The sequence below is a fragment of the Nesterenkonia maliinae genome (genome assembly GCF_051262655.1).
In the GTDB taxonomy this organism is placed as follows: Bacteria; Actinomycetota; Actinomycetes; order Actinomycetales; family Micrococcaceae; genus Nesterenkonia.
Genome location: NZ_JBIMEY010000002.1, coordinates 357,586 through 383,444, shown reverse-complemented (window position 1 = coordinate 383,444; position 25,859 = coordinate 357,586). Strand labels below are relative to the sequence as shown.

The window sequence follows — 25,859 nt, the reverse complement described above, 5'->3', positions numbered from 1 at the left end:
CACCCACACCCGCTTCACCGTGCCCGCAGACCCGCTCGGCGCGGACGTCCACCAGTGGACGGACCCGCAGGATGAGGACCAGCGCCTGGCGTTCTGGTCCGCCGCGGCGACTCTCCTGGACTGGGAGACCCCCTGGGAGACCACCCGTTCCTGGACGCCGCCGAACCCGGTGACCCGGCGCGGCCCGACGATCGGCTGGTACGAGGGCGGGACGCTGAATGCCGCGGTGAACTGCGTGGACCGGCACGTCGCCGCCGGACGCGGGGAGAAGATCGCGCTGCACTTCGAGGGCGAGCCCGGAGACCGCGAGGACGTCAGCTATGCCGAGCTCGGACGCCGGGTCAACCAGGCGGCGAACGCGCTGACCGCGATGGGCATCACCCGCGGGGACCGTGTGGTGATCTACCTCCCGGTGCTCGTCGAGACCATCGTGGTCACCCTGGCCTGCGCCAGGATCGGCGCGGTGCATTCCCTGGTCTTCGGCGGTTTCTCCGCCGAGGCGCTGAAGTTCCGCGTCGAGGACACCGGGGCGAAGCTGCTGGTCACCACCGACGGACAGTTCCGCCGTGGCAAGGCCGTGCCGGTTAAGGCCAACGCTGATGCCGCCGTCGCCGGGGCCACCGCCGAACATGGCGGCAACCTCGAACACGTCCTGGTCATCAACCGCACCGATTCGGTCGTGGAATGGACACCAGGACGAGACCTCTGGTGGCACGAGGTGGTGGAGACCGCCTCCACCGAGCACACCCCGGAGTTCTTCGACGCCGAGACCGAGCTGTTCATCATGTACACCTCCGGGACCACCGGCAAGCCCAAGGGCCTGGTGCACACCACCGGCGGGTACCTCACCGGAGCGCTCTACACCTACCTGCGACTCTTCGCCCACCCTGACCCGGCTCGACGCCCCGAGGACGTCCACTGGTGCACCGCGGACCTGGCCTGGGTCACCGCGCACACCTACGAGATCTACGGTCCGCTGGCGGCGGGCGCCACCCAGGTGATCTTCGAGGGCACCCCGAACACCCCGCATGAGGGCCGCCACTTCGAGATCATCGAGCGCCATCGCGTCACCACCTACTACACCGCCCCCACACTGGTCCGCTCGCTGATGGGCTGGTTCCCCGAGGGCGTGCCGGCGCAGTACGACCTCTCCTCGATCCGGCTCGCGGGCACCGTGGGCGAGGCGGTCAACCCCGAGGCGTGGCACTGGATCCGCCGTGAGATCGGCCGTGACACCATCGACGACGCCGGCCAGCCGGCCCTTCCCATGGTGGACACCTGGTGGCAGTCCGAATCCGGGTCCACGGTGCTCTCCCCGCGGCCCGAGGATGCTTCGCTCAAGCCCGGGGCCGCGACCCGCGAGCTGCCGGGCTGGGGCGCCGCCGTCGTCGACGAGGTCGGCCAGCCCGCGACCGCGGGCACGCAGGGCAACATCGTGCTCACCCACACCGGGCCTTCGATGGCCAGGACGGTGTGGGGCGATCCGGAACGCTACTTCACCTCCTATTGGGAGAAGTACGCCGATCAGGGCTGGTTCCTCGCCGGAGACGGGGCGCGGAAGGATCAGGACGGGGACATCTGGATCCTGGGCCGGATCGATGACGTCATCAACATCTCCGGACACCGGCTCTCCACCATCGAGATCGAATCCGCGCTGATCTCCCATCCGGATGTGGTCGAGGCCGGGGTCTGCCCGGTGTTCGATCCGATGACCGGGCACGCCGCCGTCGCCTTCACCGTGCTGACCACCGCCGCCCGCGAGCGTCTCGACGCCGCCGGCGGGACGGGCAGCGCGGCCGAGGATGAGCTGCTCGGCGCCCTGCGCAGCCATGTCGGCGAGGTGATCGGTCCGGTGGCGAAGCCGCGCACGGTGATCCCCGTGCCGGAGGTGCCCAAGACCCGCTCCGGAAAGATCATGCGCCGACTGCTGACCCAGCTCCATGACGGGGAGACCCTGGGAGACACCACCAGCCTGCAGAATGAACCCTGTGTACCGAAGATCGAAGAGATCTGCCAACGGCGCGGGACCGCGCCGAGAAGAGAAGAGGTAGCTACATGAGCGATCGCCAGTTCGGCTTCCGCACCCGCGCCCTGCACGCCGGGGCCGTCCCCGATGCCGTCTACGGATCGCGTGCTGTGCCCATCCACCAGTCGACCTCCTTCGTGTTCAAGGACACCGATGACGCCGCGAACCTGTTCGCGCTGCAGAAGTACGGGAACATCTACTCCAGGATCGGCAACCCCACGGTCTCGGCGCTGGAAGAGCGCGTGGCCTCGCTGGAGGGCGGCATCGGAGCGGTGGCCACCGCCTCCGGGATGAGCGCCGAATTCCTGGTCTTCGCCGCGCTGTGCGGGTCCGGAGACCACATCGTGGCCAGCTCGAAGCTCTACGGCGGCACGATCACCCAGCTCGACGTCACGCTGCGCCGCTTCGGGATCGAGACCACCTTCGTGGACTCGCTGGAGCCGGCGGACTACGAGGCCGCGATGCAGGAGAACACCAAGGTCCTCTACACCGAGGTCGTCGCGAACCCCAGCTCGGACATCGCTGACCTGCGCGGACTCTCCGAAGTCGCGCATAAGCACGGCGTACCGCTCGTGGTGGACTCCACCCTGACCACCCCGTACCTGATCCGGCCCTTCGAACACGGCGCGGACATCGTGATCCACTCGGTGACCAAGTTCATGGGTGGTCACGGCACCACCCTGGGCGGCGTGATCGTGGAGTCCGGCGAGTTCCCCTGGGACAACGGGAACTTCCCTGCGATGACCGAGCCGGTGGCCTCCTATGGCGGACTCTCCTGGTGGGGCAACTTCGGCGAGTACGGGTTCCTGACCAAGCTGCGCGCCGAGCAGCTGCGCGACATCGGACCTTCCTTGGGCCCGCAGGCCGCGTTCAACCTGATCCAAGGCATCGAGACCCTCCCGCAGCGGATCGACGAGCACGTCGCCAACGCCCAGAAGGTCGCCGAATGGCTCGAGGCCGATGACCGGGTGGACTACGTCAACTACGCCGGACTTCCCTCCCACGCCGATCATGACCGGGCCAAGGAGATGCTGCCCAAGGGCGTGGGCTCGGTGTTCAGCTTCGGCATCCGCGGCGGCCGGGCCACCGGCGCCCGTTTCATCGAATCCCTGCAGCTGGCCAGCCACCTGGCTAATGTGGGAGACGTGCGCACCTTGATCCTGCACCCAGGATCGACCACCCACCAGCAGCTCTCCCCGGAGCAGATGGCCGCGGCCGGAATCCCCGAGGACCTGATACGCATCTCGGTCGGCATCGAAGACGTCGACGACATCATCTGGGATCTGGACCAGGCACTGAGCACCGCAGTCGAAGGAGACAAGGCATGAGCGAGCAGACGTTGAAGCACGACGACGTGGCCACGGCCGAACGTCCCCATGGCCGCTGGGAGGCGCCGTCGCCCTCTCGCCGGCTGCAGCTGCTGCGCAGCGCCAAGTCGGTGGCGATCGTGGGCATGTCGGACAAGCCCGCGCGCGCCAGCTACTTCGTGGCGACCTACCTGCTGAGCTCCTCGAGCTACACCGTGTACTTCGTGAATCCGCGGCTCAAGGAGGTGCTGGGCCAGCCGGTCTACGCCTCGCTCAAGGACCTGCCCGAGGTCCCTGACATCGTGGACATCTTCCGCCGCCCCGACGACGTCCCGGGGATCGCCCAGGAGGCTGCCGAGATCGGCGCGAAGACCATCTGGGCGCAGCTCGGGATCCATTCCGACGAGGCCATGCAGGTGGCCCAGGACGCCGGGCTCAATGCGGTGCAGAACCGGTGCATCAAGATCGAGCACGGCCGCTTCCACGGCAACCTTCACCTGGCCGGCTTCAACACCGGGGTCATTTCTGCGAAACGGCAGATCCTCGACCGCTGAGTGAGACCGACTTCGAGGGCGCGGCGCCGGGAGACTCGATCTCCTGGGGCCGCGCCCTCATCCGTCGGTGCTGAAACAGCCCGAAGAACAGGGTGAACAGCGCGAAGCTGCCGAAGTGGTTGTAGTTGATGAAGAGAAACTCGGTGGGCGAGGCGATCAGGAAGATCACCATCACCATCAGCAGTCCCACACCGGTGCGGGTATCGGTGGTGCGGGCGTAGAGATACGCGGCCCCGGTCGTGAAGCCGAGCACCAGGATCAGCACCAGCAGCCCCAGGAGGCCCAGGTCGACGGCGGTCTGGATATAGGAGTTGTGGAAGTGCGCGATCACGTAGTCGTCGAACTCCGGCACATACAGGCTGGGTATGGCGCCCTGGGGTGAGTTGAAGTATCCGGTGAAGCCCCAGCCGAGAACCGGGCGCTCCACGATGGCTCGCACGCCCCACTCCCAGAGCACGGTGCGCCCGGTCAAGGTCGGGTCACGCCCGATGGCTTCAAGCAGCGGCACCCAGACCTGGTTCAGCACAGCCCCCGCCGCGGCACCCAGCGGCACCAGGACGGCGAGCAGCCCGCCCAGCGGGATGCGCGGCACCAGCAGCTGGGCAAGCGGGACGATGATCACCGCGGCACCGGCCAGCAGCAGACCCGTGGCCGATCCGGCCCAGACGACGAAGACGATGAAGGCGGCGAGCACCAGCACCCGGCGGAGGCCGCGCAGCAGCGTCATCGCCAGGACGGCGCCGGTGGCCGCGTAGAAGCCGGCCATGATGTTGTGCTGGAAGAACCCGCGGATCTTCTCCCCGCCGAGAAGGTTGGAACGAGCATGCGGGTCGAAGTCCATGACCTGCTCAAGCCCGATGAGGGCAAATGCCATGCCGGCCAGAACCAGCACCGTCAGCACGTTCAGAAACATCCGAGCGATCTGGTTCAGCGAGTACTCTGCGGCCAGCATGCAGGCGACGAGGATGTTGCCGGCGGCCATGGCTCCGTAGATCAGCGAGTCCATCGGCGAGACTGACCAGGCGGCGCTGAGGACCACGAGCCCCCCGATGCCCAGTGCGACGGTGACCGGCACCGGGCTCAGCGCCCGGGAGCTCAGCAGCACCAGCACGGACAAGAGATGCAGCAGGATCCAGGTCGCAGAGAAGATCGAGTTGTCCGCGACGCCTCCGGAGGGGTCGTACGAGATGAGGATGACCGCGTTGACCCCGAGCGTGCAGGCGATATAGACGTAGAAGAACCAGGTCCTCAGCGACCTCACCAGGGCACGCCCTGCGCCAGCTTCCGCACGGATCCATGGATCCGGGCCAGAGACAGCCGGACCTGTTCGGCAGACTCCCGGTAGACCTTGGGGCTGCGCTGATAGGGATCCAGCACGTCTATGGTGTCCGGGTCACGGGGTGGGACCAGCCCGCGCTGCGCCGCAGCACGCTCGACGCCCTGACGCAGCTGCTCCGGCAGGGACGGCGCGGAGACTCCCAGGCCCGGCGGAGGAAGCGGCTCGAACTGACGCGAGGAGGCCTGCTCGACCCCTTCGAGCAGGTCGGCGAACTCGGTCAGCAGAAACGCCTTCCGGGAAGATCGCGGTGCCGCACGGACCACTCCGCTCCGGTGTTCGCGTGCCATGCAGAGCACCAGGTCGGCCTCCTCGATCATCCCGGGGGTGAGCTGCCGGGCCTTGTGATCGGTGCCCGTGGCCCCGAGCTTCGCGGCGAGCCCCGCCGAGTGCTCATCCATGGGAGATCCCTCCAAGGCCCGCGTCCCGGCGCTGGCCACCACCACCGAGGACGGCCAGGGCTCTCCTGCTTCCTCGATCTTGGCCTGGAGCAGCTGCGCGGTCTGGGGCGAGCGGCAGACGTTCCCGGTGCAGACCACCAGAACGCTGAACGGGGCGTCACTGGCCGGCATCATCGCGATTCCACCCCCACCGGCTGACGATATGCGGAGCTGTACCCGACGATCGCCTTGGGGGGCAGCATCGTGGGGACCAGTCCGAGGAGCTTCACGTCGACGAGGCGCAGGGCCTCGATCGCCTTCTTCAGCTGCGGCTTCTGCACCTTGCCGACCGCGACCACCAGAAGCACGCCGGAGCAGTGCGCGCCGAGCACGCGGGCGTCGCTGACCGGCAGCAGCGGCGGGGCGTCAAAGAGGACGATCTCGTACTCCTGCTGCAGCGCGGCGACCAGTTCGGCCATCGCCTCGGAGCCGAGGAGCTCGATGGGATTCGGCGGCACCGTCCCGGCGGGGAGCACCTCCAGCTGGTCGGGTCCCCACAGCTGGACAACGTCGGGCAGATCCACACGTCCGCTGAGCACATCGGTCAGACCCACAGCGCCCTCGAGCCCGAGCATCGGCGCAACCCTGGGTCGGCGTAGATCCGCGTCGACCAGGAGGACCCGGTGGCCGGCGTCGCGCAGGCTGATCGCCAGGTTCACCGCTATCGAGGACTTCCCCTCCCCCTCGATCGCGGAGGAGATGACGAAGCTGCGCGCGGACTGTCCCACGGCGAGGAACTGCAGGTTCGTACCGAGGGTGCTGAAAGATTCGGTCAACGGGCTGCCGACATCGGTGTGCGCGATGACCTGGCCCTTCTGCAGTCGACGGTCGTACTGCACGCCTCCGAGCACCGCCTGGTCGGTGAGCTCCGCGATGTCGTCCTCGCTGCGCACCTTGGTGTCGAGGACCTCGCGCATCGCCAGCAGCACGATTCCGATGGCGAGCCCGGCCAGGAGGCCGAGCCCCAGGATGTTCATCGGCTGGGGGAAGCTGGGGCCCTCCGGGGTGAAAGGCTCCTCCACGGTGGTCAGGGTGACGCTTCCGCTGCCCTCCGTGGAGGTCGTGAGGCCCTGGACCACGTCGTCGAGCGCAGCTGTCATCGATGTGGCGATCGCGGCGGCCTGCTCCGGGTTGTCGTCGGTGACGGTGACCTCCAGGATGACCGTGCCGGTCTGGGAGGCCACGCTGATCCGATCGGCGAGCTCTCGCGGGGTCTCTTCCAGGGCCAGGTCCTCCACCACGGGCCCCAGCACGGCTGAGCTCTGGGCGAGCTCGACGAAGCTCCGCACGAGTTCCTGGCTGTAGATCGACCGCTGGCTCAGGTCATAGGACTCGGCATCATCAACTGAGACATAGATGCGAGTCTCGGCCTCGTAGGTGGCGGGCAACAACGCGACCACGACTGCGGCGGCTCCGAGGGCGACCAGCGCAGAAAGGACCAGCGTCAGCCACCCTCGTTTGAGGACTCGGACATACTGATGAAGCTCCATAGGGGGCCCGCTCTTTTCAGGAAACGACAACGTCAGGAACAGATTACGGGGCAAAAGACGAATCGAACAGAGCTTTCTTCCGGACGAAGCCTGACGTCAGCGACAGGTGGCGCTGACGTCAGCGTCGCGTGTCCGCGATCTTCACGGACCCTCCGGCTTGTTTTGCCGTGGTTCTGCGCAGACAAATGATCTGCAGAAGAAGCGCCGGAGAAAGGATGAGCGCCCACCCGTGCATGGGCAGATCAAAAGATTCCCACGGGGAGAACTTTGGTGCGTCGTATTCTTCAAAGGTACGTTCGGCGGTAACCAGAATTCGATGCGTGTTTAGCCCCAGCGGCGTACAGGTGACCAGCGTGACGAGGTCACGTCCCGCCTCCCGATACAGCGACTCGGTCTCGTCAGGCTCCAACACCTGGGTTCGCGGGTCTCCCCCGTAGGCCAGGTTCTCCCCGAAGACCTCGAGGGAGAAGAGATCACCCTCCCCAAGCTCAACTCCATGGAGCAGAGGACCGCCGATGCTCTGGCGTGCTCACCGACAGCACCCGGATTCACCGTGCCGTAGTTCCCTCCGGCGCCACTGGACGCAGACGACGTCGCGAAGCTGGAAGAAAGCGGTCCAACGTCTACAGGGCCCGTGTCTCCCTGGACGCCGAGGCCTCGATTCTCTTGGTACTGCTTCCCTCATCTCGGGACCCTCTATTGTGGGGTTCTCCCGCACCTCGATGCGCGAATCCTCAGTCCTCGATGAGGTCGTGGATCGCAATGACCTGATCGCGACCCGGGCCGACGCCCACACCAGAGATCCGGCAGCCGCTGAGCTTCTCCAGGGCAAGCACGTAGTTCCGGGCGTTCTCGGGGAGGTCCTCCAGCGTCCGGGCACCAGAGATGTCCTCGGTCCAACCGGGATAGTTCTCGAAGACCGGCTTCGCGTGGTGGAACTCGGTCTGGGTCATCGGCATCTCATCGTGGCGGACGCCGTCGACCTCGTAGGCGACGCAGACCGGAATCTCTTCGATGCCGGTGAGCACGTCGAGCTTGGTCAGGAAGAAGTCAGTGAAGCCGTTGATGCGCGAGGCATAGCGCGCCATCACGGCGTCGTACCAGCCGCAGCGCCGCGGACGTCCGGTGTTGACCCCGAACTCCCCGCCGGTCTTCTGCAGGTACTCGCCCCACTCGTCGAAGAGCTCGGTCGGGAACGGTCCGGCGCCCACACGGGTGGTGTAGGCCTTGACGATGCCGATCGAGCGCTTGATCCGCGTGGGCCCGATGCCCGAACCGACGGACGCGCCGCCCGCCGTCGGGTTGGATGAGGTCACGAACGGGTAGGTGCCGTGGTCAACGTCCAGGTAGGTCGCCTGACCACCCTCCATCAGCACGACCTCGCCGCGGTCCAGCGCGTCGTTGAGCAGGATGGTGGTGTCGACGACCATGGGCCGGAGCCGTTCGGCGAAGTCCAGGAAGTACTCGGCGATCTCATCGACGGCGATGGCCCGACGGTTATACAGCTTGACCAGGAGCTCATTCTTCTGGCGCAGCGCGCCCTCGATCTTCTGCCGAAGGATCGACTCGTCGAAGATGTCCTGCACCCGGATGCCGAGGCGGGCGACCTTGTCCATGTACGTGGGACCGATGCCACGGCCGGTGGTGCCGATGGCCCGCTTGCCGAGGAATCGCTCGGTGACCTTGTCCATGGTCTGGTGATAGGGCGCCACCAGGTGAGCGTTTGCCGAGATCTTCAGCTTGGAGGTGTCTGCACCGCGCGCCTCGAGGCCGTCGATCTCGTGGAAGAGCGCCTCCAGGTTCACGACGACGCCGTTGCCGATCACCGGGACGGCGTTCGGAGACAGGATTCCGGCGGGAAGGAGCTTGAGCTCGAACTTCTCGCCGCCGACGACGACTGTGTGGCCTGCATTGTTGCCGCCATTGGGCTTCACCACGTAGTCAACCCGTGAACCGAGCAGGTCCGTGGCTTTGCCCTTACCTTCGTCGCCCCACTGGGCTCCGACGATCACAATGGCTGGCATGGCAGTCCTTTCCCGAGCTGAGCTGGTCTGGGAGCACCCGCAACAGCAAAGGCGTCCCTGAAGATCCTACCAACGTCGGTCGGCGCGGGGTTTGGACCGGGCACGACTCAGCCCAGCCGGCCGTCCGAGGCCTCCAGGTAGCAGGCCGCGCAGAGGGACTCGTACCAGATGTCTGTGCCGTCGATCGCTACCTGGTCACCGTCGAAGATGATCGCGTCCCCGGCGCGGCGGGTGTTGAAGACGGCCTTGCGCCCGCAGCGGCAGATGGTCTTGAGCTCCTCCAGTGCATGGGCGAGGTCCATCAGCCGGGCCGAGCCGGGGAAAGCCATCGTGCGGAAATCAGTGCGGATGCCGTAGGCAAGGACGGGGACGTCGTCGAGCACGGCGATGCGCAGCAGGTCCTCCACCTGTGCCGGAGTGAGGAACTGGGCCTCATCGACCAACAAGCAGGCCACCGGTTTGATCTGGCGGTTCAGCGCCCCGGACTCGGCTTCCATCTCATCGAGCAGCGTCCCCGGGGTAGTGCCGGCAGCATGCTGCGCCACCAGTTCGCGAAGCCGAGCCTGCGCCGGGATGAGGAAGTCGACATTGCGGGTGACTCCCAGGCGGGAGACGATCTCGTCCTCACCTTTGGTATCGACCTGAGGCTTGGTGAGCAGAACTCGTTGTCCGCGTTCCTCATAGTTGAACGCCGCCTGCAACAATCCGGTGGACTTGCCTGAATTCATCGCACCGTAACGGAAATAGAGCTTAGCCATTCTTGGAACAACCCCTCAGCGCGGTCACCTCCAGAGTCAGCGCAGGCGGCTGATCGCCTCGGGGGCTGAAGCGTCGCAGTCACGCAGCAGCGTGGTGATGCGCTCAACCTCGGCGGTCTCGCCGATGGCGGCCGCAGCCTGACCCAGCGCCCCGAGGGCACGCAGGAAGCCGCGGTTGGGCTCATGGCTCCACGGGACCGGACCGGCACCGCGCCAGCCGGAGCGACGCAGCACGTCGAGGCCGCGGTGATAGCCGACGCGGGCGTAGGCGTAGCCCTCCACGGTGTAGCCCTGGTCCAGCGCGTCCTCGGCGAGCAGCGCCCACACCAGTGAGGACTCCGGGTGCTTCGCCGCGAGATCCACGGGCTCCTCGCCGGTGGCCAGCGATTCGGAGACTTCAGGTTCAGCCGGAAGCAGCGTGGGCTCCGGCTCCATCAAATTTTGACCAACGATGCTCATGGCCACATCCTACTGCCAAGATTCCTCCACGAAATTCGCCGTCCGCGCCCGGTCCTGCGGGCCTCACCGTCGGTTCCCCAGAGGGAACCTCGGTCAGAGACCGGCGGCGGCTCGAGTCGACTTCGGGGCCGGATCGTCCTGGACCGATGTGCCGGTGGCTGGGCCCGGATCGGGGGCGCCGTCGTCGTCGTCTTCCTGGGGCTCTCCCCCGTCGCTGCGCACGCCTGCACCGTGGATCACGCGATGCCGTATGAACGCGGAGATCTGGTCCACCAGCATGGTGACCACGATGATCACGACCAGCACGATGCCGATCCGGTCCCAGTCGCGGGCGCCGAAGACCGTGGAGAGCAGCGAGCCGATGCCGCCGGCCCCCAGCACACCGAGGATCGCCGAGGCGCGGATGTTGACCTCGAAGCGGTAGAGCCAGATCGCGATGACCTCAGGCATCACCTGGGGCAGCACCGCCCAGCGAATCAGCTGCAGGTGATTGCTCCCCGAGGCCCGGGAGGACTCCAGCGGGCCGTCGTCGACCGCTTCGATGGCCTCGGAGATGAGCTTCGAGAGCGTGCCGATGGAGCTTATGCCCAGCGCCATGGCTCCGGCGAGCGCTCCGCCGCCGCCGGAGCCGAAGCCGAAGAGCGGGAGCATGATCGCGATGGCGAAGATGATCTCGGGCACCGCGCGGATCACGGAGAGGATGAAGCGGACCACGACGTACACCGGCAGCGGGGACATGTTGCGCGCGGCCATGAATCCCAGCGGCAGTGAGAACAGCGCACCGACCATCGTGCCGACCCAGGCGATCGCCACGGACTCGAACACCGCACCGAAGGACTGGCTCCAGTAGCCGGCCACGGTCTCGTCCGGGATCTGGAAGACGCCGGCGGCCATGAGCTGGCCGTATTGGATGATGCTGGCCGGCAGCTCCACCAGCGCGCTGACGTCCATGCCGGTCCCGTAGATCGCGGCGATGAAGATGATCCCGACGACCAGCATGCCCACGTTGTAGCCGAGCTTGGAGGGCTTGACGGGGCGCCGGTCCAGCGCATCCGGGGCGAAGCGTGGCTCAGGCCGGGGCTCCGTGCGCTGCTCGGTGCTCGGCTCGGTGCTCGGCTCGGAGCTTGGCTCGGGTCTTGAGGCGCTGCCCGGACCGGCATTGGTTCCTCGATTGCTCACAGCAGCTTCCTCCGGATGTACATGGAGAACATGTCGACCAGCAGCACCACGACGATCAGCGCGATCAGGATGGCGGCGACGTTCTCGAATTGGAAGCGGTTCAGCTGCAGCATCATGGCCGAACCGATGCCACCCACTCCGACGATGCCCAGCGCCGCCGAGGCGCGGATGTTCAGTTCAAAGACGTAGAGCCCGTAGGACACGAACCCGGGCAGCACCTGGGGCAGGATCGCGAGCCGGTTGCGCTGAGTCAGGTTCGCGCCGGAGGCGTCGGCGGCCTCCACGGGGCCTGGGTTGACGGCGTCGATGGTCTCGCTGAGCAGCTTGGCGACGATGCCGATGTTGAACATCAGCAGCGCCAGGATGCCCGCCATGGGGCCCAGCCCGTGCGCGGTGCCGCCGATGAACGCGACGAAGAGCAGCGCCCAGCCGACATCCGGGATCGAGCGGATCACCGAGTTCACGGCCTTGATCGCCTGCGAGACGCCCTTGTTGGGGCTCGAGACCGGCGAGGCGAACATGGCCAGCACGAGCCCGATGGCGCAGCCGATCAGCGTCGCCACCACGGCCATGGAGATGGTGATCAGCCACTGGTCCCGGACGGTCCAGATGTAGCTCCAGTTGGGATCCAGGAACGCCATGAGCCGCGGTTCCACGTTGGACCAGCGTTCGGGGATCTCCAGCAGCGTGAAGCCGACGGTGGCACCGGCCCAGTAGCTCATGATGATGAAGGCGACGGTTCCGAAGGCCGCCATCGTGGCGATCCTGGCCTTGAAGCAGACCGCGAGCGCCACCAGCATCACGACCAGACCGATGACCGGGTTCAGCGGCGCCCACAGGGTCACGAAGCCCAGTGGGATCAGCAGCACGTCCCCAGACTCCTGGATGACCCAGAAGACGATGAACGCAAGCACTGCGAGTCCAGCGAGACCCAGATAGATCAGGCCGCTGGGCCGTGGTGGCTCGGGTCGGACCGTCGTCGAAGTCTGAGCGGCGGAGCGGCCCGCCGCGGTGGTGGTGACCACGCCTTACTCCCGGGTCGCTTCAGCCGTGACGACGTCCTCGGCGGTCAGCGAGCGCTGGTAGACCTCTTCGATGACCGCGTCGGTGGCCTCGTCCACGGGACCGTCGAAGACCACCTCTCCGGCGCGCATCCCGATGATGCGATCGGCGTAGCTGCGGGCCAGGTCGAGGTGGTGCATGTTGACGATGGTGGTGATGCCCAGCTCCTGCTGGATCCGGCGCAGGTCTCGCATCACCTTATGTGCGGTGGGCGGATCCAGGGAGGCGACCGGCTCGTCGGCGAGGATCACCTCGGGATCCTGGGCGAGCACGCGGGCGATGGCCACACGCTGCTGCTGGCCGCCGGAGAGCGAGGAAGCCCGCATATAGGCCTTGTCCACGATCCCGACGCGCTCCAGGGACTGGAACGCGAGCTCCTTGTCCTCGGCGCGGTACCAGCCGAGCAACGAACGCCAGGTGGGGGTCTCCGCAGAGCGCCCGACCAGCACATTGTTCAGCACGGAGACCCGGGTGACGAGGTTGAAGGACTGGAAGATCATCCCCACCCGCGAGCGCAGCCGGCGCAGCTTGGCCTTGCTGCGCGGGTCCACGACGACGTCGCCGACGGTCAGGGTGCCCGAGGTGAAGGGGACGAGTCCGTTGACGGTGCGGATCAGCGTGGACTTGCCAGCGCCTGAGAGCCCCACGATGGCGACGAACTCGCCCTTGTTGATCTGCAGGTTGACGTTGCTCAGCCCCTTGAAGCCATTGGGGTAGACGACGTCGATGTTCTCGAAAGTGATCATGATCTGGTGTCCTAGCCGGGTCCGGGTGCGCAGCTCACGCCTCAAGCGTAGGAGCTGCGCACCCGGGTCACCGACTGCTGGAGGACTGGTTCCTCTCTGAGGGGGTTCTAGAGGTCACTCATCGCCGAAGTCGTTGTAGACCTGGCGAGCACCGTCCAGCGCTTCCTGGTCGGCTTCGACCATGCCCTCGATCTCGTAGACCTCGTCGAGTGCGGCAAGGCCGTCCTCGTCCTCGGCCACGGCGAGCCAGGCATCGGTCAGGACCTGCTGCTCGTCTTCGGTGAACTCGGAGGAGACAACGATGCCGTCATTCGGGATCGGACCGGCCCAGGCGAAGACGACGACCTCTTCACCCACATCGGGGTTCTCCGCGACGACGTTCTCGCGAGCGTCATCGAAGGAGGTGCCGATCGTGGCACTGTCGTTGTAGACGTTGATCACGGAGTTGTCGTGGCTGCCGGCGAACTGCTCGTCGATATCACCCTCACCCGGAGCGAAGCCGAGCAGATCGTTGAGCTGGGTGGCCGGGTAGTAGTAGCCCGAGGCGGAGCCCTGGTCCACGTAGGAGACGGTGGTGCCCTCTTCGATCATCTCCAGCGCCTCGGTGCCGACGGCTCCGGGCTCGGCCTCATCGGTTCCGTTGCAGAAGAGCATGGTGTTGCCCTCGTCGTCGGGGACGTCGACCGGCTCATCCATGCAGTAGGTGTCGGGGTCGTTGGTGAACCACTGGGTCACGTAGACCTCTGAGCCGTAGCGCACCGACTGGGTGATCGGCACGGCGTCGGCCTGCTCCTCGGCCTGGATCATGCCCACGGGTCCGGACATCACGACCTGCGCATCGCCGGTCTGCATGGCAGTGATGGCGCCCAGGTAGTCCTGGGTCTCTTCCGCGCGGACTGGGAAGCCGTCAAGCGCGTCGCTGAGCGCGTCGGCCAGCGGCTCGGCGCTCTCGACGATGTTGTCGACGTCGTTGGAGGGGACGAGCGCGATGACGATCTCGTCGACGCTGCTGATCTCAGCAGTCTCGGAGTCGCCCGCTTCGGCCTCCTCGTCGCCGCCGGTCTCGCCCTCTTCAGCCACACAGCCGGCCATGGTCAGAGTCAGCACGCTCGCCAGGGCGAACGTGGACAAAGTCTTCTTACGCATATGGAATTTCCTCTTCATCAAGATGCCAGGGCGACCCCGGTGCTGCGCATCGCCGCACGTCAGGCGCGTCGAAGTCCGGAGAGTCACGCGTGGGGTCGGCAGCGTCATGCCGCTGACCTCGTGCGATTCCACAATTCACTTTAGGGGCGCGCTGCTGAGCCCTCCACCTGGAACAGGCCAGTTGGTCAACCTGTCACGCACTGTTAACACAGTGGTGTTTTCCATGTGACGCTGATTACATGATGGGCAGTCTTGGTGCGTGGGACGGAGCTGCCGGTCAGACCGTCGCGGCGCTGTGTGACCATGCCTCGATCGCCCGGGCGACGGCGTCGAAGTCCTGCACTCGATGATCGGGGGTGCCCAGGCCGGTGCCGAATCGGTCGATCAGCACCGTGGTGCCGCCCAGGGCGTGCACGTGTTCGAGGTCGTTGGCCCAGATGTCCCCGGCGGAGAGCACCTGGTCCGGGGCGACCAGCTCCCCGGCACCCCCGCCGGCAGCCCGGGCGCGGTCCAGCGCCGCGGGCATGCCGAGGGGTTTGCGCGCGTCGTTGATGACCAGGTCGAAGGCGTCGCTGAGCCCCAGCGTCGTCAGCCAGGGCTCGAATGCGTCCGCCGGCGAGTTCGTCACCAGCACGACGACGGCGCGCCGCCGGGTCTCGGCGAGCAGCTCCTGGGCCCCAGACGGCGCGTGGACGTCGGTGTTCTCCAGCCCATGGGCCAGCAGATCCAGCCGCGCCGCCCGGAAGGACTGTCCGGAATCGGCGTCGGTGAGCCCGGCCTGGCGGGCCAGCAGCTGGACCAGCTGATAGCCGTCCTGCAGCGGCCAGGAGACCGGATGCGCCTTGGCGTCATCATGGGTGGCCTCGCTGCCCACGGTGAGCGGAACCCCGGCGTCGTCGTACTGGATCTGCGGGGCCAGCAGGGAGTTCTCCGCGAAGGCGCGCGTCACGATCTCGTGGACGCTGGTGTCCGTGAAGCGTCCGCTCAGGCCGCGTTCCGCCAGGAGTGCGTCGACGCGGTCGGCGTAAAAGAGGACCGGGGCGTCACCGAGGCAGAGAGTGCCGTCGAAATCGAGCAGGAGCAGCTTCTCGCGGGTCATACACGTCGCTTTCTGCGAGGGTCAGCGTGGCCGGGCCAGATCCCCGGAAAGGCTTCACGGAACGGATTCACGGGGTCAGTCGTCGGCCAGCCGAATCCAGGCGGTTCACTTCTTCTTGCGGCTGGCCTTCTTGCCGGAGCTGACCAATGCGATGGCGATGGCGGCGAGCCAGGCGTCCTTGGCCAGCGGGGTGCCGTCCTGGGTGGGGCGGACGCCGTCGGACTCGGTCATGCCGTCGTTGCGGAAGTACATGCTGAGCATGCCGGCGGCGAAGCCGCCGAGCGCGAGGCCGGCGACCCGGTTGCTCACGAAGGGCGTCAGCAGGGCGCTGCCGAGGGCGATCTCGCCCCAGGCCAGGGCCTTGCCGAACTGCTCGGGAGAGAGCTTCTTGACGGCGGGCACGCCGGTGGCGGCCATGCCCTGCATGCCGGCGGCGGACTCAGCGTCGAGGCCGAGCTTGCCGATGCCGGCGTTGAGGATGAAGGCTCCGGGGACGGTGCGCAGGGCGAGGGTGGAAATGTTCATGAGGTTCTCCGACTGTTGTGGGCGTCCGGCTCCCTGAGGCGGGGCCGTTGAAGACGATTTCCCAAGCCTTAACCCTACCGAGGGTGCGGCCATTCCCTCACTCGAACCCTCCCCCGCGGAGTCCCGGTTCGCGGCGGCGGCAGCTGCCTGCACCGCCGGGCAAATTATCGTAGAGCTGTTGCATTGTCGTAGTACTGAAGCGCTACGACTTCCTGCAGCTCTACGATTTTCTCGCTCGGGCTACGTGCTGGGAACGACGACGGGCGGGCCGCCCCAGGTGTCGAGGATCAGACCCGCCGTCATCCGGCCTGTGGCCACCGGATCCGCAGGAAGCCCGCGCAGCAGGCTGGCAAGCACCCCGTTGTAGACCAACAGGATCGCTGCTGCACTCGACTCTGGGTCCGAGAAGCCGGCCTCCGCGGCGAGAGAGGTCAGCCGTTCGGTGACCATGTCGGTGTCTTGACGGACCAGGTCGAAGACCGGATCCTCACTGCCCGGGGTCGGGGCCGGTCGCTCCGAGGCGGTAGCCAGGAAGCAGCACCACTGCGTCGCCCCCGCCGACGCACGGAAGGTCTCAATCGCATCGAAGATGGCGAGCACGCGTTCGCGCGGTGATTCCGCCGCCGCGACCGCCGATTCCCAGTGCGCACTCCAGACCTGGAGCCGGCGGGCGAGGATCTCGCGCAGCAGGTTGTCCTTGGATCCGAAGTGCTTATAGAGCGTGACGATCGAGACCCCCGCGGCCGCGGCGGCGCGATCGACACCGGTGCTCGCGATGCCCTCGTGGAAGAAGAGTCCCTCTGCCGCGTCGAGGATCCGGGTGCGGGTCAGCTGTGGGTTCGACATGAATGTAGTATAACGTTCGCTTCAGTGAAACGATCGTTATACATCGTTCGAACCGAGACCAAAGGATCATCATGCTCGACATCACTGGGCAAACTGCCGCCCCTGCTGCTGCACCAGCGCGCGGTCACGTACCCCCACGATCAGGCCTCGGCACCGCGGTGTCGGGCATGCTGCTGATTGCCGCGACGTACGGGATGGCCCGCTTCGGCGTCGGGCTCTTTGCTCCGAGGCTGGCGGCCGAACGGCCTGAACTCCTCGAGGTGCTCGGCTGGGCCGCGGCGGCGCAGTTCATCGCGTACTCGGTGGCCGCGGTGATCGCGGCACGACTGGTGGACCGCCGTCCACGGGTGGGGCTTGTCCTGGCAGGAGCCACCGCGACGCTGGGCTCACTCGGAGTGGCCGTGGCCTCGGAGCCGATCTCCTTCGTCGCCTCGGTGGTGATCGCCGGGATGGGCGGGGGCTTCGCCTCCCCCGCGCTGGTGCCGGTCATCGACGCCGTGGTCGCTCTGCGAGCGCGGTCCACCGCCCAATCGGTGGTGAACACCGGAACCGGCGTGGGCGTGATCGGTGCAGGAGTGGTCGCGTTCCTCGCGCCGTCGGTCGGCTCTGCGTGGATGGTGATGGCCGGGCTCTCCGCAGCCGCCGCAGCGGCGGTGCTCCTTCCGCTGCGGGGTCGGAAGGATCTGGGGGTCCGCCGAGAGGCTGCCGGACGGGTCGGCGAACGGACCGGCGAACTGGCCGGAGGCGCCTCGACTGGGGGCGACGGTTCCAGCTCTGGGCCGGCCTCTTCCACGAGGACCAGGCCTGCGTGGCGGAACCTGCTTGAGCCGGCAACCGCCGCCGTCGTCGCCGGCGCCGGCTCTGCGCTGATCTGGACCTTCGGCCCGCTGCTCGTCACCGACTCTGGCGTGGTCACCGCGGATCAGGTGGGCTGGCTCTGGATCGCACTGGGTATCGGCGGACTGCTGGGCTCCTTCACCGGTGTGCTAGTGACCCGCGTAGGCGAACACTCCGGCTTCAGCGCCACCGCGGGCGTGCTCGCACTCGCCAGTGGTCTCCTGGCGTGGGCGTTGCTGACAGAGTCCGGGCCGGCGGCCTATGCCAGCCTGGCGATGTTCGGGGCGGGATATATGGCGCTGTCCGGGGTGCTGATCCTCTGGGCTCGCCGCGTCTGGCCCGATCACGCCGGGGCCGGCACCTCCGTGTTGTTCATCGCCCTGGCCACGGGGCAGGCGGTGGGTTCAGCCGGCTTCGGACTGGTCCAGGGCAGCTGGAATCCGGTCGTCATGGGGGCCATGGCTGCGGGCCTCTGCCTGGTCGGAGGATGCGTCGCTATGATCGGGGCGTGGACGCGTCGCGCAGAGAAGTGATCGGGTGGGTGGCTGCGGCGAGACTCGTGCTCGCCGGCGTCGTCACGCTGCTCGTCCTGAGGCACCTGTCGACCGATTTCGGCTATGCGGGGCCTCCGCCGCTCCTCGGAGGCGCGTACATCCCCGTAGCCTTCGGGACGACACACACACGCTGAACGCAGTGGCCGCCGGCGCCTTGGTGCTGGGCCTGGCCGCGAGCGGATTCATGGCTGGACTGCGGGCGGGTCGCAGGCGGCACCTCTCCTCCAGTCCAGGATTGTTCAGCTGGGCGGTCGCTGCGACGCTCATCATCGCCGGCCTCGCCGTCGTGATTCTGGCAATGGACCGTCCCACCTCCTTCGGCTGGTTCGCCTACGCCCCACTCTCAGACACCACCTACATGCCCGGCCCCTCAGGGGCCACCCTTGCGATCGCCGCGGCAGGCGTGGCTCTCCTCGTCCTGGGACTGCTGGCCACGGGTTTCCTGGCAGGAGTGCGGATCCGCCGCAGCGGCCACCCCCTCTCTCACCGGCAGGATCGCGGCAATCCTGAGACGAAGTAGCCGCAGAGCCCCGACCGACGGGCCCGGCTCGAGAAGACCGTCGAGGTCCACGCGGAGCTCGCGACCCTGCTCGCGCAGCCCAGCTGCAGCTCGGGTGGGAAGTCTGATGTGATCCAATAACCCCATGGAGCCCGCCCCAGCCGCTGCCCTCTCCCGTGACCCGCTCCCGCTGCGCGGAAGGAACGTGCTGATCACCGGGGTGAGCCGGCGGGCCGGGATCGGCTACGCCACCGCGTGCCGGATGGCCGCCTACGGCGCCAGCGTCTTCTGCCACCACTTCGCTCCGCATGACCGTGAACAACCCTGGGGCGCAGACGACATCGCACTGGTGCTCGACGGCGTCCGCAGCCACTTAGTCGGAGATGCCCGGGTCGCGGATCTCCATGCTGACCTGGCCGATCCTGCGGGTCCGGATCACGTGATGCAGGCGGCGACCTCCACGTTCGGCTCGGTCGATGCACTGGTCTGCAATCAGGCGCTCAGCGGCCGGGACGGGGCGCTGGGGGATCTCACGGCGGCGCAGCTGGATCAGCACTGGGCGGTGAACACTCGCGCCTCGATCCTGCTGGCCCAGGCGTACCTGCAGCAGCACCGCCCCGGCGCCGGTGGATCCATCATCTTCCTGACCTCGGGGCAGGGTCTGGGGCCCATGCCCGGGGAGGTGGCCTACGCGGCGGCGAAGGCGGCGCTGGCGGGCATCACGAGCACGCTCTCAGAGCAGCTGATCAGCCAGGGCATCCGGGTCAACACGGTGAATCCGGGGCCGGTGGACACGGGCTATCTGGGACCCGATCTCTGGAAGGACGTCGCCCCTATGTTCCCGTTGGGGCGGTTCGGTGAACCCGATGACCCGGCAAGGCTCATCGCCTGGCTGAGCACCGACGAGGCCTCCTGGATCACCGGCCAGATCATCAACACCGAGGGTGGGTTCCGCCGCTGAAGCGCGTGATCCCAAGCGGATCGGCCCGCCCGCTGGTCAAAAAATCGTAGAGCTGTCGATTCGTCGTAGTGCTCTAGCGATACGACCCACCACAGGTCTACGATTTTTCGGCCCCGGGAGCGGTGGGAACGACGACGGCGGCCGCCCTCCACGGAGAAGGGACGGCCGCCGTCGTCGTCGTTGCTCGGCGCGGGAGGCCGAACGGACCGGGCTTACTTGATGGACTTGCCTGCGGAACCGAGGCGCTGGGAGGCCTCGACGATGCGGGCGGCCATGGACTCTTCAGCCTTCGCTCCCCAGACGCGCGGGTCGTAGGTCTTCTTGTTGCCGACCTCGCCGTCGATCTTCAGCACACCGTCGTAGTTGGCGAGCATGTGACCGGCCACCGGACGGGTGAAGGCATACTGGGTGTCGGTGTCGATGTTCATCTTGATCACGCCGTAGGAGACCGCGTCGGAGATCTCCTGCTCGGAAGAGCCGGAGCCACCGTGGAAGACCAGATCGAAGGGGGCGTCCTTGCCGTACTTCACGCCGGCCTCTTCCTGGATGGCCTTGAGGATCTCCGGGCGCAGCTTCACGCCGCCGGGCTTGTAGACGCCGTGGACGTTGCCGAAGGTCAGCGCGGTCATGTAGCGGCCATGCTCACCCAGGCCGAGGGCCTCGATGGTCGCGGTGGCGTCTTCGATGGTGGTGTAGAGCTTCTCGTTGATCTCGTTCTCCACGCCGTCCTCTTCGCCGCCGACGGTGCCGATCTCGACCTCGAGGATCTGCTTGGCGGCCGCACTGCGGGGCAGCAGCTCAGCGGCGATGCGCAGGTTCTCCTCGAGGGTCTCTGCGGAGCCGTCCCACATGTGGGAGTTGAAGATGGGGTCGCGCCCGGCCTTGACCTCGGCCTCGGAGGCCTCGAGCAGCGGCAGCACGAAGCCGTCGAGCTTGTCCTTGGGGCAGTGGTCGGTGTGCAGCGCGATGTTCACGCCGTAGCTCTTGGCGACCTGCTTGGCGAAGGCGGCGAAGCCCAGGGAGCCCGTCACCATGTCCTTCACGCTGGCGCCGGACCAGTAGGCGGCACCGCCGGTGGAGACCTGGATGATGCCGTCAGACTCGGCCTCGGCGAATCCTCGGATTGCGGCGTTCAGGGTCTGCGAGCTGGTGACGTTCACCGCGGGGTAGGCGTAGCCGCCAGCCTTCGCGGAATCGATCATCTGGTTGTACTTGTCCGGGGTTGCGATAGCCACGTGTGAGCTCCTTAGGAGTTAAGTCAGGTACGGCAGCGTCATTGGTGCACCGCCGTCATCCTATCGGGGTTGGGTGGCCGGGGCCGAGGAAACTTTCGCTGAATCTGCAGATTCTTCAGGACCGGGGGCGGCCAGCGCGTCCGCGGCCCAGCAGTCAGACTTGAGGAGCTTCGCGGGCCACCCGTTGGGCGCAGAACTTTCCAGGGAAGTCCGGTGAGCGGTGCGCCGACCAGCGAAGGTTCCGTGACAGAGGTTCTGCTCAGTCGACGTCCGGCAGCCTGGCCTGACCTTTGGCGAGAGCCGGAGATCTTCCGTAGGCGCGACGGTAGGCACGGCTGAAGGTACTGACGTCGTTGAATCCGCTGGAGAAAGCAGACTCGGCCACGCTCATTCCCCGGCGAAGCAGCTGGTCCCCTCGGATGAGCCGGGCTCGGCGAATCTCCTGAGCCGGAGACGTCTTCTGTTGCGCAAACATCGCCTGCAGGGTGCGCAGCGACACCCCCGCCCGCCCAGCCACGCGGTCGGGGGTCAGTGTGGAATCTTCGCAATGCGATTCGATGTAGGTCTTGATCTCCGCGAAGCCACCGCTGGACTCGGTCTCGAGCCGGGAGATAGGCGATCCCGGCGACCCGGTGGGCCCTGAGGACTGGCGCGGGGTGAAGGTAAGCAGCTTGTGGTCGGAATCCTCGAGCTGACGGAGCCGCCAGCGCACCCGCAGCGGACGCCCGCGACGGTCGATGAACTCCTCGGCGTGACTGTGACCCACGGTTCCTGAGGCCGTCACGATCGGGCATGCCTCGCGCGGGTATGGGGAGCCGTCTGCGTGCCGGGGATGCAGAGCCTCGTGGCTGCAACGACCTACGAGGCTTCTGCCCTCGCTGTAGCCCAGTACGGTGGCCGCGGCCTCGTTCACCAGCGCGACCGACCCGTCGGACTCGATGAGCCAGAGCGGAGTGGGGGCCGCGTCAATGAGGGAGCGTAGAACTCCCCCGCCGTCGAAGGTCATCTTGAGATGCATCTCCTTCCGACACCTTTGCCGTTGTTCCACAATCCTAGGAGCGCGCTGTTTCCCTCAAGATGCCCAGATATTTCGGTCGCGTTAAACCATTGCCGCTTGCGTGAATCGTCAGATGTTCCGCGCGGATCGCCTTGTCGGTCGGATTCGCGCCGACCTAGGTTCGAAAACGCGCCAGAGCCGTTCCGGTCCGGCGCCACCGATCGAGGAGGCCGACACCTGTGGAACCGTTCATCAGCAAGCCAGAAGCCGCCGAGCACATCCGGGTCGCCCGTCACCGGGCGGGCATCAGCTGGGCGCAGATCGCCGAGCACCTGGGCGTGGCGAAGGAATGGAGCACCGCCGCTCTGCTCGGCAGCCATCCCATGACCGCCGAGCAGGCCACTGTGGTGCAGGAGCTGTTGAGCCTTGATGACGCCGTCGCCGAAGCGCTGCAGATGCAGCCCTACCGTGGACCGCTGAGCGAGGACGTCCTGTCCGATCCGACCATCTACCGCTTCCAGGAAGCCGTCATGGTCTACGGTCCCACGATCAAGGAGCTGATCCACGAGGAGTTCGGCGACGGGATCATGAGCGCGATCAACTTTCAGCTCGACGTCCAGCGCCGCGCCGACCCCGAGGGGGACCGCGTCGTCGTGACCTTGGACGGCAAGTTCCTCGACTACAAGTGGTGACCATGGGACACCGTCACCTGTCCCGACGCAATCTGCTCAGCCTCGGCGGCGGGGCGCTGGGCGCGAGCCTGCTCGCCGGCTGCACCCCCACCGGCGGCACCCCGAACACGAACCCGCTCGGGATCGATTTCGCGGCTGCGATGGAACCGTCCGGAGAGCTGGAGATCCGCGATGTCACCATCGGGTTCGTGCCGATCACCTGTTCCTCACCGATCATCAATGCAGCCGCGATGGGCATCTTCGAGCAGTACGGGCTCAACGTGACCCTGCAGCGCTACACGGGCTGGGGCGAGTTGTGGATCGCCTATGTCGCCGGAGAGCTCGATGCCACCCAGATGCTCATCCCGATGCCGCTGGGCATTCACCACAACTTCGCCGCCGGTCAGCGCGATTCCCGGCTGCCTTACATCACCAACGTCAACGGCCAGGCGATCACGCTGGGCACCCAGCACATGAACCGGGTGCGCAGCGCCGAAGACTTCCGCGGGCTGACCATCGCGGTGCCCTTCGACTACTCCGGGCACAACCTGCTGCTGCGGGACTACCTCGCACTGGGCGGATTGGACCCGGACTACGACGTCGGCATCCAGGTGATGCGCCCCTCGGACATGGTCGCTTCGCTCAACATCGGTGACATCGACGGGTTCCTGGCACCGGATCCGTTCAACCAGCGCGCCGTCGCCCTCGGCAGCGGCTACCTGCACATGCTCTCGAAGGACCTCTGGGACGGGCACCCGTGCTGCAGCTTCACCGTGGCCGATGAGTTCGCCACCGCCTACCCCAACACCTACACCACGCTGCTGCGGGCCATCGGTGATTCCGCCGTCTGGACCGACAGGATAGAGAACCGCGCCGACGCCGCGGAGACGATGGCGGGACGCGCCTTCCTCAGCCAGGATCCCGCCGTCATCGCGGCGGTGCTCACCGGTGAGTTCGACGACGGCACCGGGGCCACCCAGTCCGTGGAGGACCGCATCGGCTTCCGCCCCTATCCGCATGAGTCCTATGCGATCTGGGCGTTGACCCAGCTCCAGCGCTGGGACCTCGCCCCCACGGCCGGCTACGACTCAGCGGCGGACTACCAGTCCGCGGTGCGCCAGGTCCTGGACCCCGACGCTGCGACCCCGATCCTTGAGGCGCTTGGCGCGGACACCACCCCTCGGACCACCGAGACCATCATCGGACGCACGTTCGACCCGGCGAACCCACTGCCCTGGACCGAGAAACAGGTGAACCTATGAGCACCCAGACCACTGCGTCGACTGACACCACAGACGCCGCCCAGAAGCCGCACACCAACACCGCACCGGAGGCGCTGCAACAGCGCGCGAAGGCCCAGCGCACCCGGGACAGGTTCCAGACCACCGGGCTCTTTGTGATCTTCTTCCTCGGGTTCATCGGCATCTGGCACCTCGCCACCGTGGGGCTCGACGACGGCGGCCTCGCTCCCACTCCCGGGGCCACATGGGACCGGCTGGTGGAGATGCTCGGTACCGCCTTCCTGCTGGACGGGCCGAACAACGTGGGCATCTTCTATCACCTGCTCGCCTCCATCCAGCGCGTGCTCCTGGGCTTCGGGCTCGCAGCGATCATCGCGGTGCCGCTGGGTCTGCTGCTGGGAACCTCTCGGGTGATCCACGACGGCATGGACCCTTTCATCCAGATCCTGCGCCCCGTCTCACCCCTGGCCTGGCTGCCGCTGGGCCTGGCCCTGCTGCGGGATTCGCAGATGACCGCGATCTTCGTGATCTTCATGGCCGCACTCTGGCCGATCCTGGTCTCGACCATCGACGGGGTGCGACGGGTCAACCCGCTCTTCCTCGACCTCGCGAAGTCCCTGGAGACCGACACCAAGACCCGGGTCTTCAAGGTGCTGCTTCCAGCCACCCTGCCCGCCATCGTGACGGGTCTTCGCACCGCGCTGTCGACCGCGTGGCTGGTGATCGTCGCAGCCGAGATGATCGTCGGCGGGCGAGGGATGGGGCACTTCGTCTGGAACGAATGGAACGCGCTGAACACTCCCAGCATCGTCGTGGCAATCGTGATCATCGGCGGAGTCGGCTTCCTGCTGGACCGCTCGATCGCGCAGCTGCAGCGCCTCGTGCCGAAATCCTGAGCGCCCGCGCTCAAACACCCGCGCCTGCGATATCCGCGCCGACGACACCGACACCTGAGACCGACGCCTGAGACCGACGCCTGAACAACCAGGAGACACAGACATGACCGCCGAAACTCTCACCGCAGAGCGCACAAGCACCGAACCGGTGGTGAAGCTCGAGGGCATCACCAAGGGGTTCCCCGATCGCAAGAAGGGCTTCCAGCGGATCGTCGGCACCACCGACGTCGACATCAACGAGGGTGAGTTCATCACGATCATCGGCCCCTCGGGCTGCGGCAAGTCGACCATCCTGAAGATGATCGCGGGCCTGGAATCAGTCGATGAGGGCACGATCTCGCTGGACGGGAAGCCGATCACCGCTCCGAGCCGGGAGCTGGGCATCGTGTTCCAGCAGCATGTGCTGCTCCCGTGGATGTCAGCCCGGCAGAACGTGATCTTCGCCCTGGAGACCGACCCGCATCAGAAGCGCAGCAAGCAGGAGCTCGAGACGCTGGCGGACGAATACCTGGAGCTGGTGAACCTTTCGCACGCCGCAGACCGGCGGTCGACCCAGCTCTCCGGAGGCATGCAGCAGCGCGTGGGCATCGCCCGGGCCTTCGCACTGGAACCCAAGGTGATGCTCCTCGACGAGCCACTCGGCGCCCTGGACGCACTGACCCGCCACGAGCTCCAGCTTCAGCTGCTGCAGCTGTGTGAGCAGCAGAAGCGCACCTTCATCATGGTCACCCATGATGTGGACGAGGCACTGCTGCTCTCGGACCGGATCCTGGTGATGGGAGCCGGACCGAACGCTCAGATCGTCCACGATCTGACGGTCCCGTTCTCCAGACCCCGCGACGTGGATCACCTGGAGCAAGACCCGAAGCATCACGAGCTGCGCAGCTTTTTGCTCAGCTCGCTCACCGGTCACTGAGCGGGACGGCCCGCACGCGCCCCGACCCATGATCAGGTCGGGGATCGGGGCTTGC

At 66.9% G+C, this 25,859-nt stretch carries 26 protein-coding genes; 10 read left to right on the top strand and 16 right to left on the bottom strand.

Annotated elements, in window-relative coordinates; all coding sequences use genetic code 11:
• Nucleotides 1-19 precede the first annotated feature (19 nt).
• From acs to ACHAA4_RS06255, 3 genes are read left to right on the top strand one after another with little or no spacing between them, the layout of a single operon-like run.
• Complete coding sequence (gene acs / locus ACHAA4_RS06265) at nt 20-2,059, top strand: acetate--CoA ligase (RefSeq protein ID WP_435773459.1); 2,040 nt, start codon at nt 20-22, stop codon at nt 2,057-2,059.
• A complete protein-coding gene (locus ACHAA4_RS06260; RefSeq protein WP_435773330.1) occupies nt 2,056-3,354 on the top strand; it encodes an O-acetylhomoserine aminocarboxypropyltransferase/cysteine synthase family protein in 1,299 nt (432 codons plus the stop codon). Before acs ends, ACHAA4_RS06260 begins: the two co-directional genes overlap by 4 nt.
• Nucleotides 3,351-3,887 (top strand): CoA-binding protein, encoded by a 537-nt coding sequence (locus tag ACHAA4_RS06255; RefSeq protein ID WP_435773329.1) that lies wholly within the window; start codon nt 3,351-3,353, stop codon nt 3,885-3,887. The genes ACHAA4_RS06260 and ACHAA4_RS06255 overlap by 4 nt, the downstream gene beginning before the upstream one ends.
• On the opposite strand, the gene ACHAA4_RS06250 is transcribed toward ACHAA4_RS06255, so the two are convergent.
• From ACHAA4_RS06250 to ACHAA4_RS06185, 14 genes are all read right to left on the bottom strand, one after another.
• Nucleotides 3,853-5,148, bottom strand: a complete 1,296-nt coding sequence (locus ACHAA4_RS06250) for an O-antigen ligase family protein (RefSeq protein WP_435773328.1) — start codon at nt 5,146-5,148, stop codon at nt 3,853-3,855. The genes ACHAA4_RS06255 and ACHAA4_RS06250 overlap by 35 nt on opposite strands.
• Complete coding sequence (locus tag ACHAA4_RS06245) at nt 5,145-5,798, bottom strand: arsenate reductase/protein-tyrosine-phosphatase family protein (protein ID WP_435773327.1); 654 nt, start codon at nt 5,796-5,798, stop codon at nt 5,145-5,147. Before ACHAA4_RS06245 ends, ACHAA4_RS06250 begins: the two co-directional genes overlap by 4 nt.
• Nucleotides 5,795-7,153 (bottom strand): tyrosine-protein kinase domain-containing protein, encoded by a 1,359-nt coding sequence (locus tag ACHAA4_RS06240; RefSeq protein ID WP_435773326.1) that lies wholly within the window; start codon nt 7,151-7,153, stop codon nt 5,795-5,797. The genes ACHAA4_RS06245 and ACHAA4_RS06240 overlap by 4 nt, the downstream gene beginning before the upstream one ends.
• 118 nt (nt 7,154-7,271) lie before the next feature.
• Complete coding sequence (locus tag ACHAA4_RS06235) at nt 7,272-7,658, bottom strand: sortase (protein ID WP_435773458.1); 387 nt, start codon at nt 7,656-7,658, stop codon at nt 7,272-7,274.
• Nucleotides 7,659-7,887: 229 nt separating this feature from the next.
• Entirely contained in the window at nt 7,888-9,177 is a 1,290-nt protein-coding gene (locus ACHAA4_RS06230) for an adenylosuccinate synthase (protein WP_435773325.1), read from the bottom strand.
• A 107-nt stretch (nt 9,178-9,284) separates the two neighbouring features.
• Entirely contained in the window at nt 9,285-9,935 is a 651-nt protein-coding gene (locus ACHAA4_RS06225; RefSeq protein ID WP_435773324.1) for a thymidine kinase, read from the bottom strand.
• A gap of 36 nt (nt 9,936-9,971) precedes the next feature.
• Nucleotides 9,972-10,394 (bottom strand): DUF3151 domain-containing protein, encoded by a 423-nt coding sequence (locus ACHAA4_RS06220; RefSeq protein WP_435773323.1) that lies wholly within the window; start codon nt 10,392-10,394, stop codon nt 9,972-9,974.
• A gap of 93 nt (nt 10,395-10,487) precedes the next feature.
• The gene (gene phnE / locus ACHAA4_RS06215; RefSeq protein ID WP_435773322.1) at nt 10,488-11,573 is read right to left on the bottom strand and encodes a phosphonate ABC transporter, permease protein PhnE; all 1,086 of its coding nucleotides are present in this window, start codon (nt 11,571-11,573) and stop codon (nt 10,488-10,490) included.
• Nucleotides 11,570-12,598 carry a phosphonate ABC transporter, permease protein PhnE gene (gene phnE, locus ACHAA4_RS06210; protein ID WP_435773321.1) on the bottom strand — a complete coding sequence of 343 codons (1,029 nt, stop codon included), beginning with the start codon at nt 12,596-12,598 and terminating at the stop codon, nt 11,570-11,572. Before phnE (ACHAA4_RS06210) ends, phnE (ACHAA4_RS06215) begins: the two co-directional genes overlap by 4 nt.
• A gap of 3 nt (nt 12,599-12,601) precedes the next feature.
• On the bottom strand, nt 12,602-13,381 hold the full coding sequence (gene phnC / locus ACHAA4_RS06205; protein ID WP_435773320.1) for a phosphonate ABC transporter ATP-binding protein: 780 nt from the start codon (nt 13,379-13,381) through the stop codon (nt 12,602-12,604).
• Between the two features lie 114 nt (nt 13,382-13,495).
• On the bottom strand, nt 13,496-14,527 hold the full coding sequence (gene phnD, locus ACHAA4_RS06200; RefSeq protein WP_435773319.1) for a phosphate/phosphite/phosphonate ABC transporter substrate-binding protein: 1,032 nt from the start codon (nt 14,525-14,527) through the stop codon (nt 13,496-13,498).
• A gap of 277 nt (nt 14,528-14,804) precedes the next feature.
• Complete coding sequence (locus ACHAA4_RS06195) at nt 14,805-15,626, bottom strand: HAD family hydrolase (RefSeq protein ID WP_435773318.1); 822 nt, start codon at nt 15,624-15,626, stop codon at nt 14,805-14,807.
• 105 nt (nt 15,627-15,731) lie between these two features.
• Nucleotides 15,732-16,151: a hypothetical protein gene (locus tag ACHAA4_RS06190; protein ID WP_435773317.1), complete on the bottom strand. Its 420-nt coding sequence runs from the start codon at nt 16,149-16,151 to the stop codon at nt 15,732-15,734.
• A 240-nt stretch (nt 16,152-16,391) separates the two neighbouring features.
• Entirely contained in the window at nt 16,392-16,997 is a 606-nt protein-coding gene (locus ACHAA4_RS06185) for a TetR/AcrR family transcriptional regulator (protein ID WP_435773316.1), read from the bottom strand.
• A gap of 167 nt (nt 16,998-17,164) precedes the next feature.
• On the opposite strand from ACHAA4_RS06185, the gene ACHAA4_RS06180 reads away from it, so the two are divergent.
• From ACHAA4_RS06180 to ACHAA4_RS06170, 3 genes are all read left to right on the top strand, one after another.
• The gene (locus ACHAA4_RS06180) at nt 17,165-18,367 is read left to right on the top strand and encodes an MFS transporter (protein ID WP_435773315.1); all 1,203 of its coding nucleotides are present in this window, start codon (nt 17,165-17,167) and stop codon (nt 18,365-18,367) included.
• A 160-nt stretch (nt 18,368-18,527) separates the two neighbouring features.
• Nucleotides 18,528-18,908: a hypothetical protein gene (locus ACHAA4_RS06175; RefSeq protein ID WP_435773314.1), complete on the top strand. Its 381-nt coding sequence runs from the start codon at nt 18,528-18,530 to the stop codon at nt 18,906-18,908.
• Nucleotides 18,909-19,032: 124 nt separating this feature from the next.
• The gene (locus ACHAA4_RS06170) at nt 19,033-19,848 is read left to right on the top strand and encodes an SDR family oxidoreductase (protein ID WP_435773313.1); all 816 of its coding nucleotides are present in this window, start codon (nt 19,033-19,035) and stop codon (nt 19,846-19,848) included.
• Nucleotides 19,849-20,060: 212 nt separating this feature from the next.
• On the opposite strand, the gene fbaA is transcribed toward ACHAA4_RS06170, so the two are convergent.
• Both fbaA and ACHAA4_RS06160 read right to left on the bottom strand, forming a co-directional pair.
• The gene (fbaA, locus tag ACHAA4_RS06165) at nt 20,061-21,083 is read right to left on the bottom strand and encodes a class II fructose-bisphosphate aldolase (RefSeq protein WP_435773312.1); all 1,023 of its coding nucleotides are present in this window, start codon (nt 21,081-21,083) and stop codon (nt 20,061-20,063) included.
• 259 nt (nt 21,084-21,342) lie between these two features.
• The gene (locus ACHAA4_RS06160) at nt 21,343-22,101 is read right to left on the bottom strand and encodes a helix-turn-helix transcriptional regulator (protein ID WP_435773311.1); all 759 of its coding nucleotides are present in this window, start codon (nt 22,099-22,101) and stop codon (nt 21,343-21,345) included.
• 218 nt (nt 22,102-22,319) lie between these two features.
• Between ACHAA4_RS06160 and cynS the strand changes: the two genes are divergently transcribed.
• The 4 genes from cynS to ACHAA4_RS06140 all read left to right on the top strand — a co-directional run bounded on the left by cynS (nt 22,320) and on the right by ACHAA4_RS06140 (nt 25,804).
• Nucleotides 22,320-22,772 (top strand): cyanase, encoded by a 453-nt coding sequence (cynS, locus tag ACHAA4_RS06155; RefSeq protein WP_435773310.1) that lies wholly within the window; start codon nt 22,320-22,322, stop codon nt 22,770-22,772.
• A gap of 2 nt (nt 22,773-22,774) precedes the next feature.
• Nucleotides 22,775-24,013 (top strand): ABC transporter substrate-binding protein, encoded by a 1,239-nt coding sequence (locus tag ACHAA4_RS06150; protein WP_435773457.1) that lies wholly within the window; start codon nt 22,775-22,777, stop codon nt 24,011-24,013.
• Entirely contained in the window at nt 24,010-24,888 is an 879-nt protein-coding gene (locus ACHAA4_RS06145) for an ABC transporter permease (protein ID WP_435773309.1), read from the top strand. Before ACHAA4_RS06150 ends, ACHAA4_RS06145 begins: the two co-directional genes overlap by 4 nt.
• Before the next feature lie 103 nt (nt 24,889-24,991).
• Nucleotides 24,992-25,804 (top strand): ABC transporter ATP-binding protein, encoded by an 813-nt coding sequence (locus ACHAA4_RS06140; RefSeq protein ID WP_435773308.1) that lies wholly within the window; start codon nt 24,992-24,994, stop codon nt 25,802-25,804.
• Nucleotides 25,805-25,859 lie beyond the last annotated feature (55 nt).

Bases quoted from the DNA above. Each gene is read 5' to 3' on its own strand.
- phnD (WP_435773319.1), bottom strand. From the start codon at position 14,527: ATGCGTAAGAAGACTTTGTCCACGTTCGCCCTGGCGAGCGTGCTGACT.
- ACHAA4_RS06255 (WP_435773329.1), top strand. From the start codon at position 3,351: ATGAGCGAGCAGACGTTGAAGCACGACGACGTGGCCACGGCCGAACGT.
- ACHAA4_RS06225 (WP_435773324.1), bottom strand. From the start codon at position 9,935: ATGGCTAAGCTCTATTTCCGTTACGGTGCGATGAATTCAGGCAAGTCC.
- ACHAA4_RS06190 (WP_435773317.1), bottom strand. From the start codon at position 16,151: ATGAACATTTCCACCCTCGCCCTGCGCACCGTCCCCGGAGCCTTCATC.
- ACHAA4_RS06220 (WP_435773323.1), bottom strand. From the start codon at position 10,394: ATGAGCATCGTTGGTCAAAATTTGATGGAGCCGGAGCCCACGCTGCTT.
- ACHAA4_RS06245 (WP_435773327.1), bottom strand. From the start codon at position 5,798: ATGATGCCGGCCAGTGACGCCCCGTTCAGCGTTCTGGTGGTCTGCACC.
- ACHAA4_RS06160 (WP_435773311.1), bottom strand. From the start codon at position 22,101: ATGCATCTCAAGATGACCTTCGACGGCGGGGGAGTTCTACGCTCCCTC.
- ACHAA4_RS06260 (WP_435773330.1), top strand. From the start codon at position 2,056: ATGAGCGATCGCCAGTTCGGCTTCCGCACCCGCGCCCTGCACGCCGGG.
- ACHAA4_RS06170 (WP_435773313.1), top strand. From the start codon at position 19,033: ATGGAGCCCGCCCCAGCCGCTGCCCTCTCCCGTGACCCGCTCCCGCTG.
- ACHAA4_RS06140 (WP_435773308.1), top strand. From the start codon at position 24,992: ATGACCGCCGAAACTCTCACCGCAGAGCGCACAAGCACCGAACCGGTG.
- ACHAA4_RS06180 (WP_435773315.1), top strand. From the start codon at position 17,165: ATGCTGCTGATTGCCGCGACGTACGGGATGGCCCGCTTCGGCGTCGGG.
- ACHAA4_RS06230 (WP_435773325.1), bottom strand. From the start codon at position 9,177: ATGCCAGCCATTGTGATCGTCGGAGCCCAGTGGGGCGACGAAGGTAAG.
- ACHAA4_RS06145 (WP_435773309.1), top strand. From the start codon at position 24,010: ATGAGCACCCAGACCACTGCGTCGACTGACACCACAGACGCCGCCCAG.
- ACHAA4_RS06185 (WP_435773316.1), bottom strand. From the start codon at position 16,997: ATGTCGAACCCACAGCTGACCCGCACCCGGATCCTCGACGCGGCAGAG.
- phnC (WP_435773320.1), bottom strand. From the start codon at position 13,381: ATGATCACTTTCGAGAACATCGACGTCGTCTACCCCAATGGCTTCAAG.
- ACHAA4_RS06195 (WP_435773318.1), bottom strand. From the start codon at position 15,626: ATGACCCGCGAGAAGCTGCTCCTGCTCGATTTCGACGGCACTCTCTGC.
- ACHAA4_RS06240 (WP_435773326.1), bottom strand. From the start codon at position 7,153: ATGGAGCTTCATCAGTATGTCCGAGTCCTCAAACGAGGGTGGCTGACG.
- ACHAA4_RS06150 (WP_435773457.1), top strand. From the start codon at position 22,775: ATGGGACACCGTCACCTGTCCCGACGCAATCTGCTCAGCCTCGGCGGC.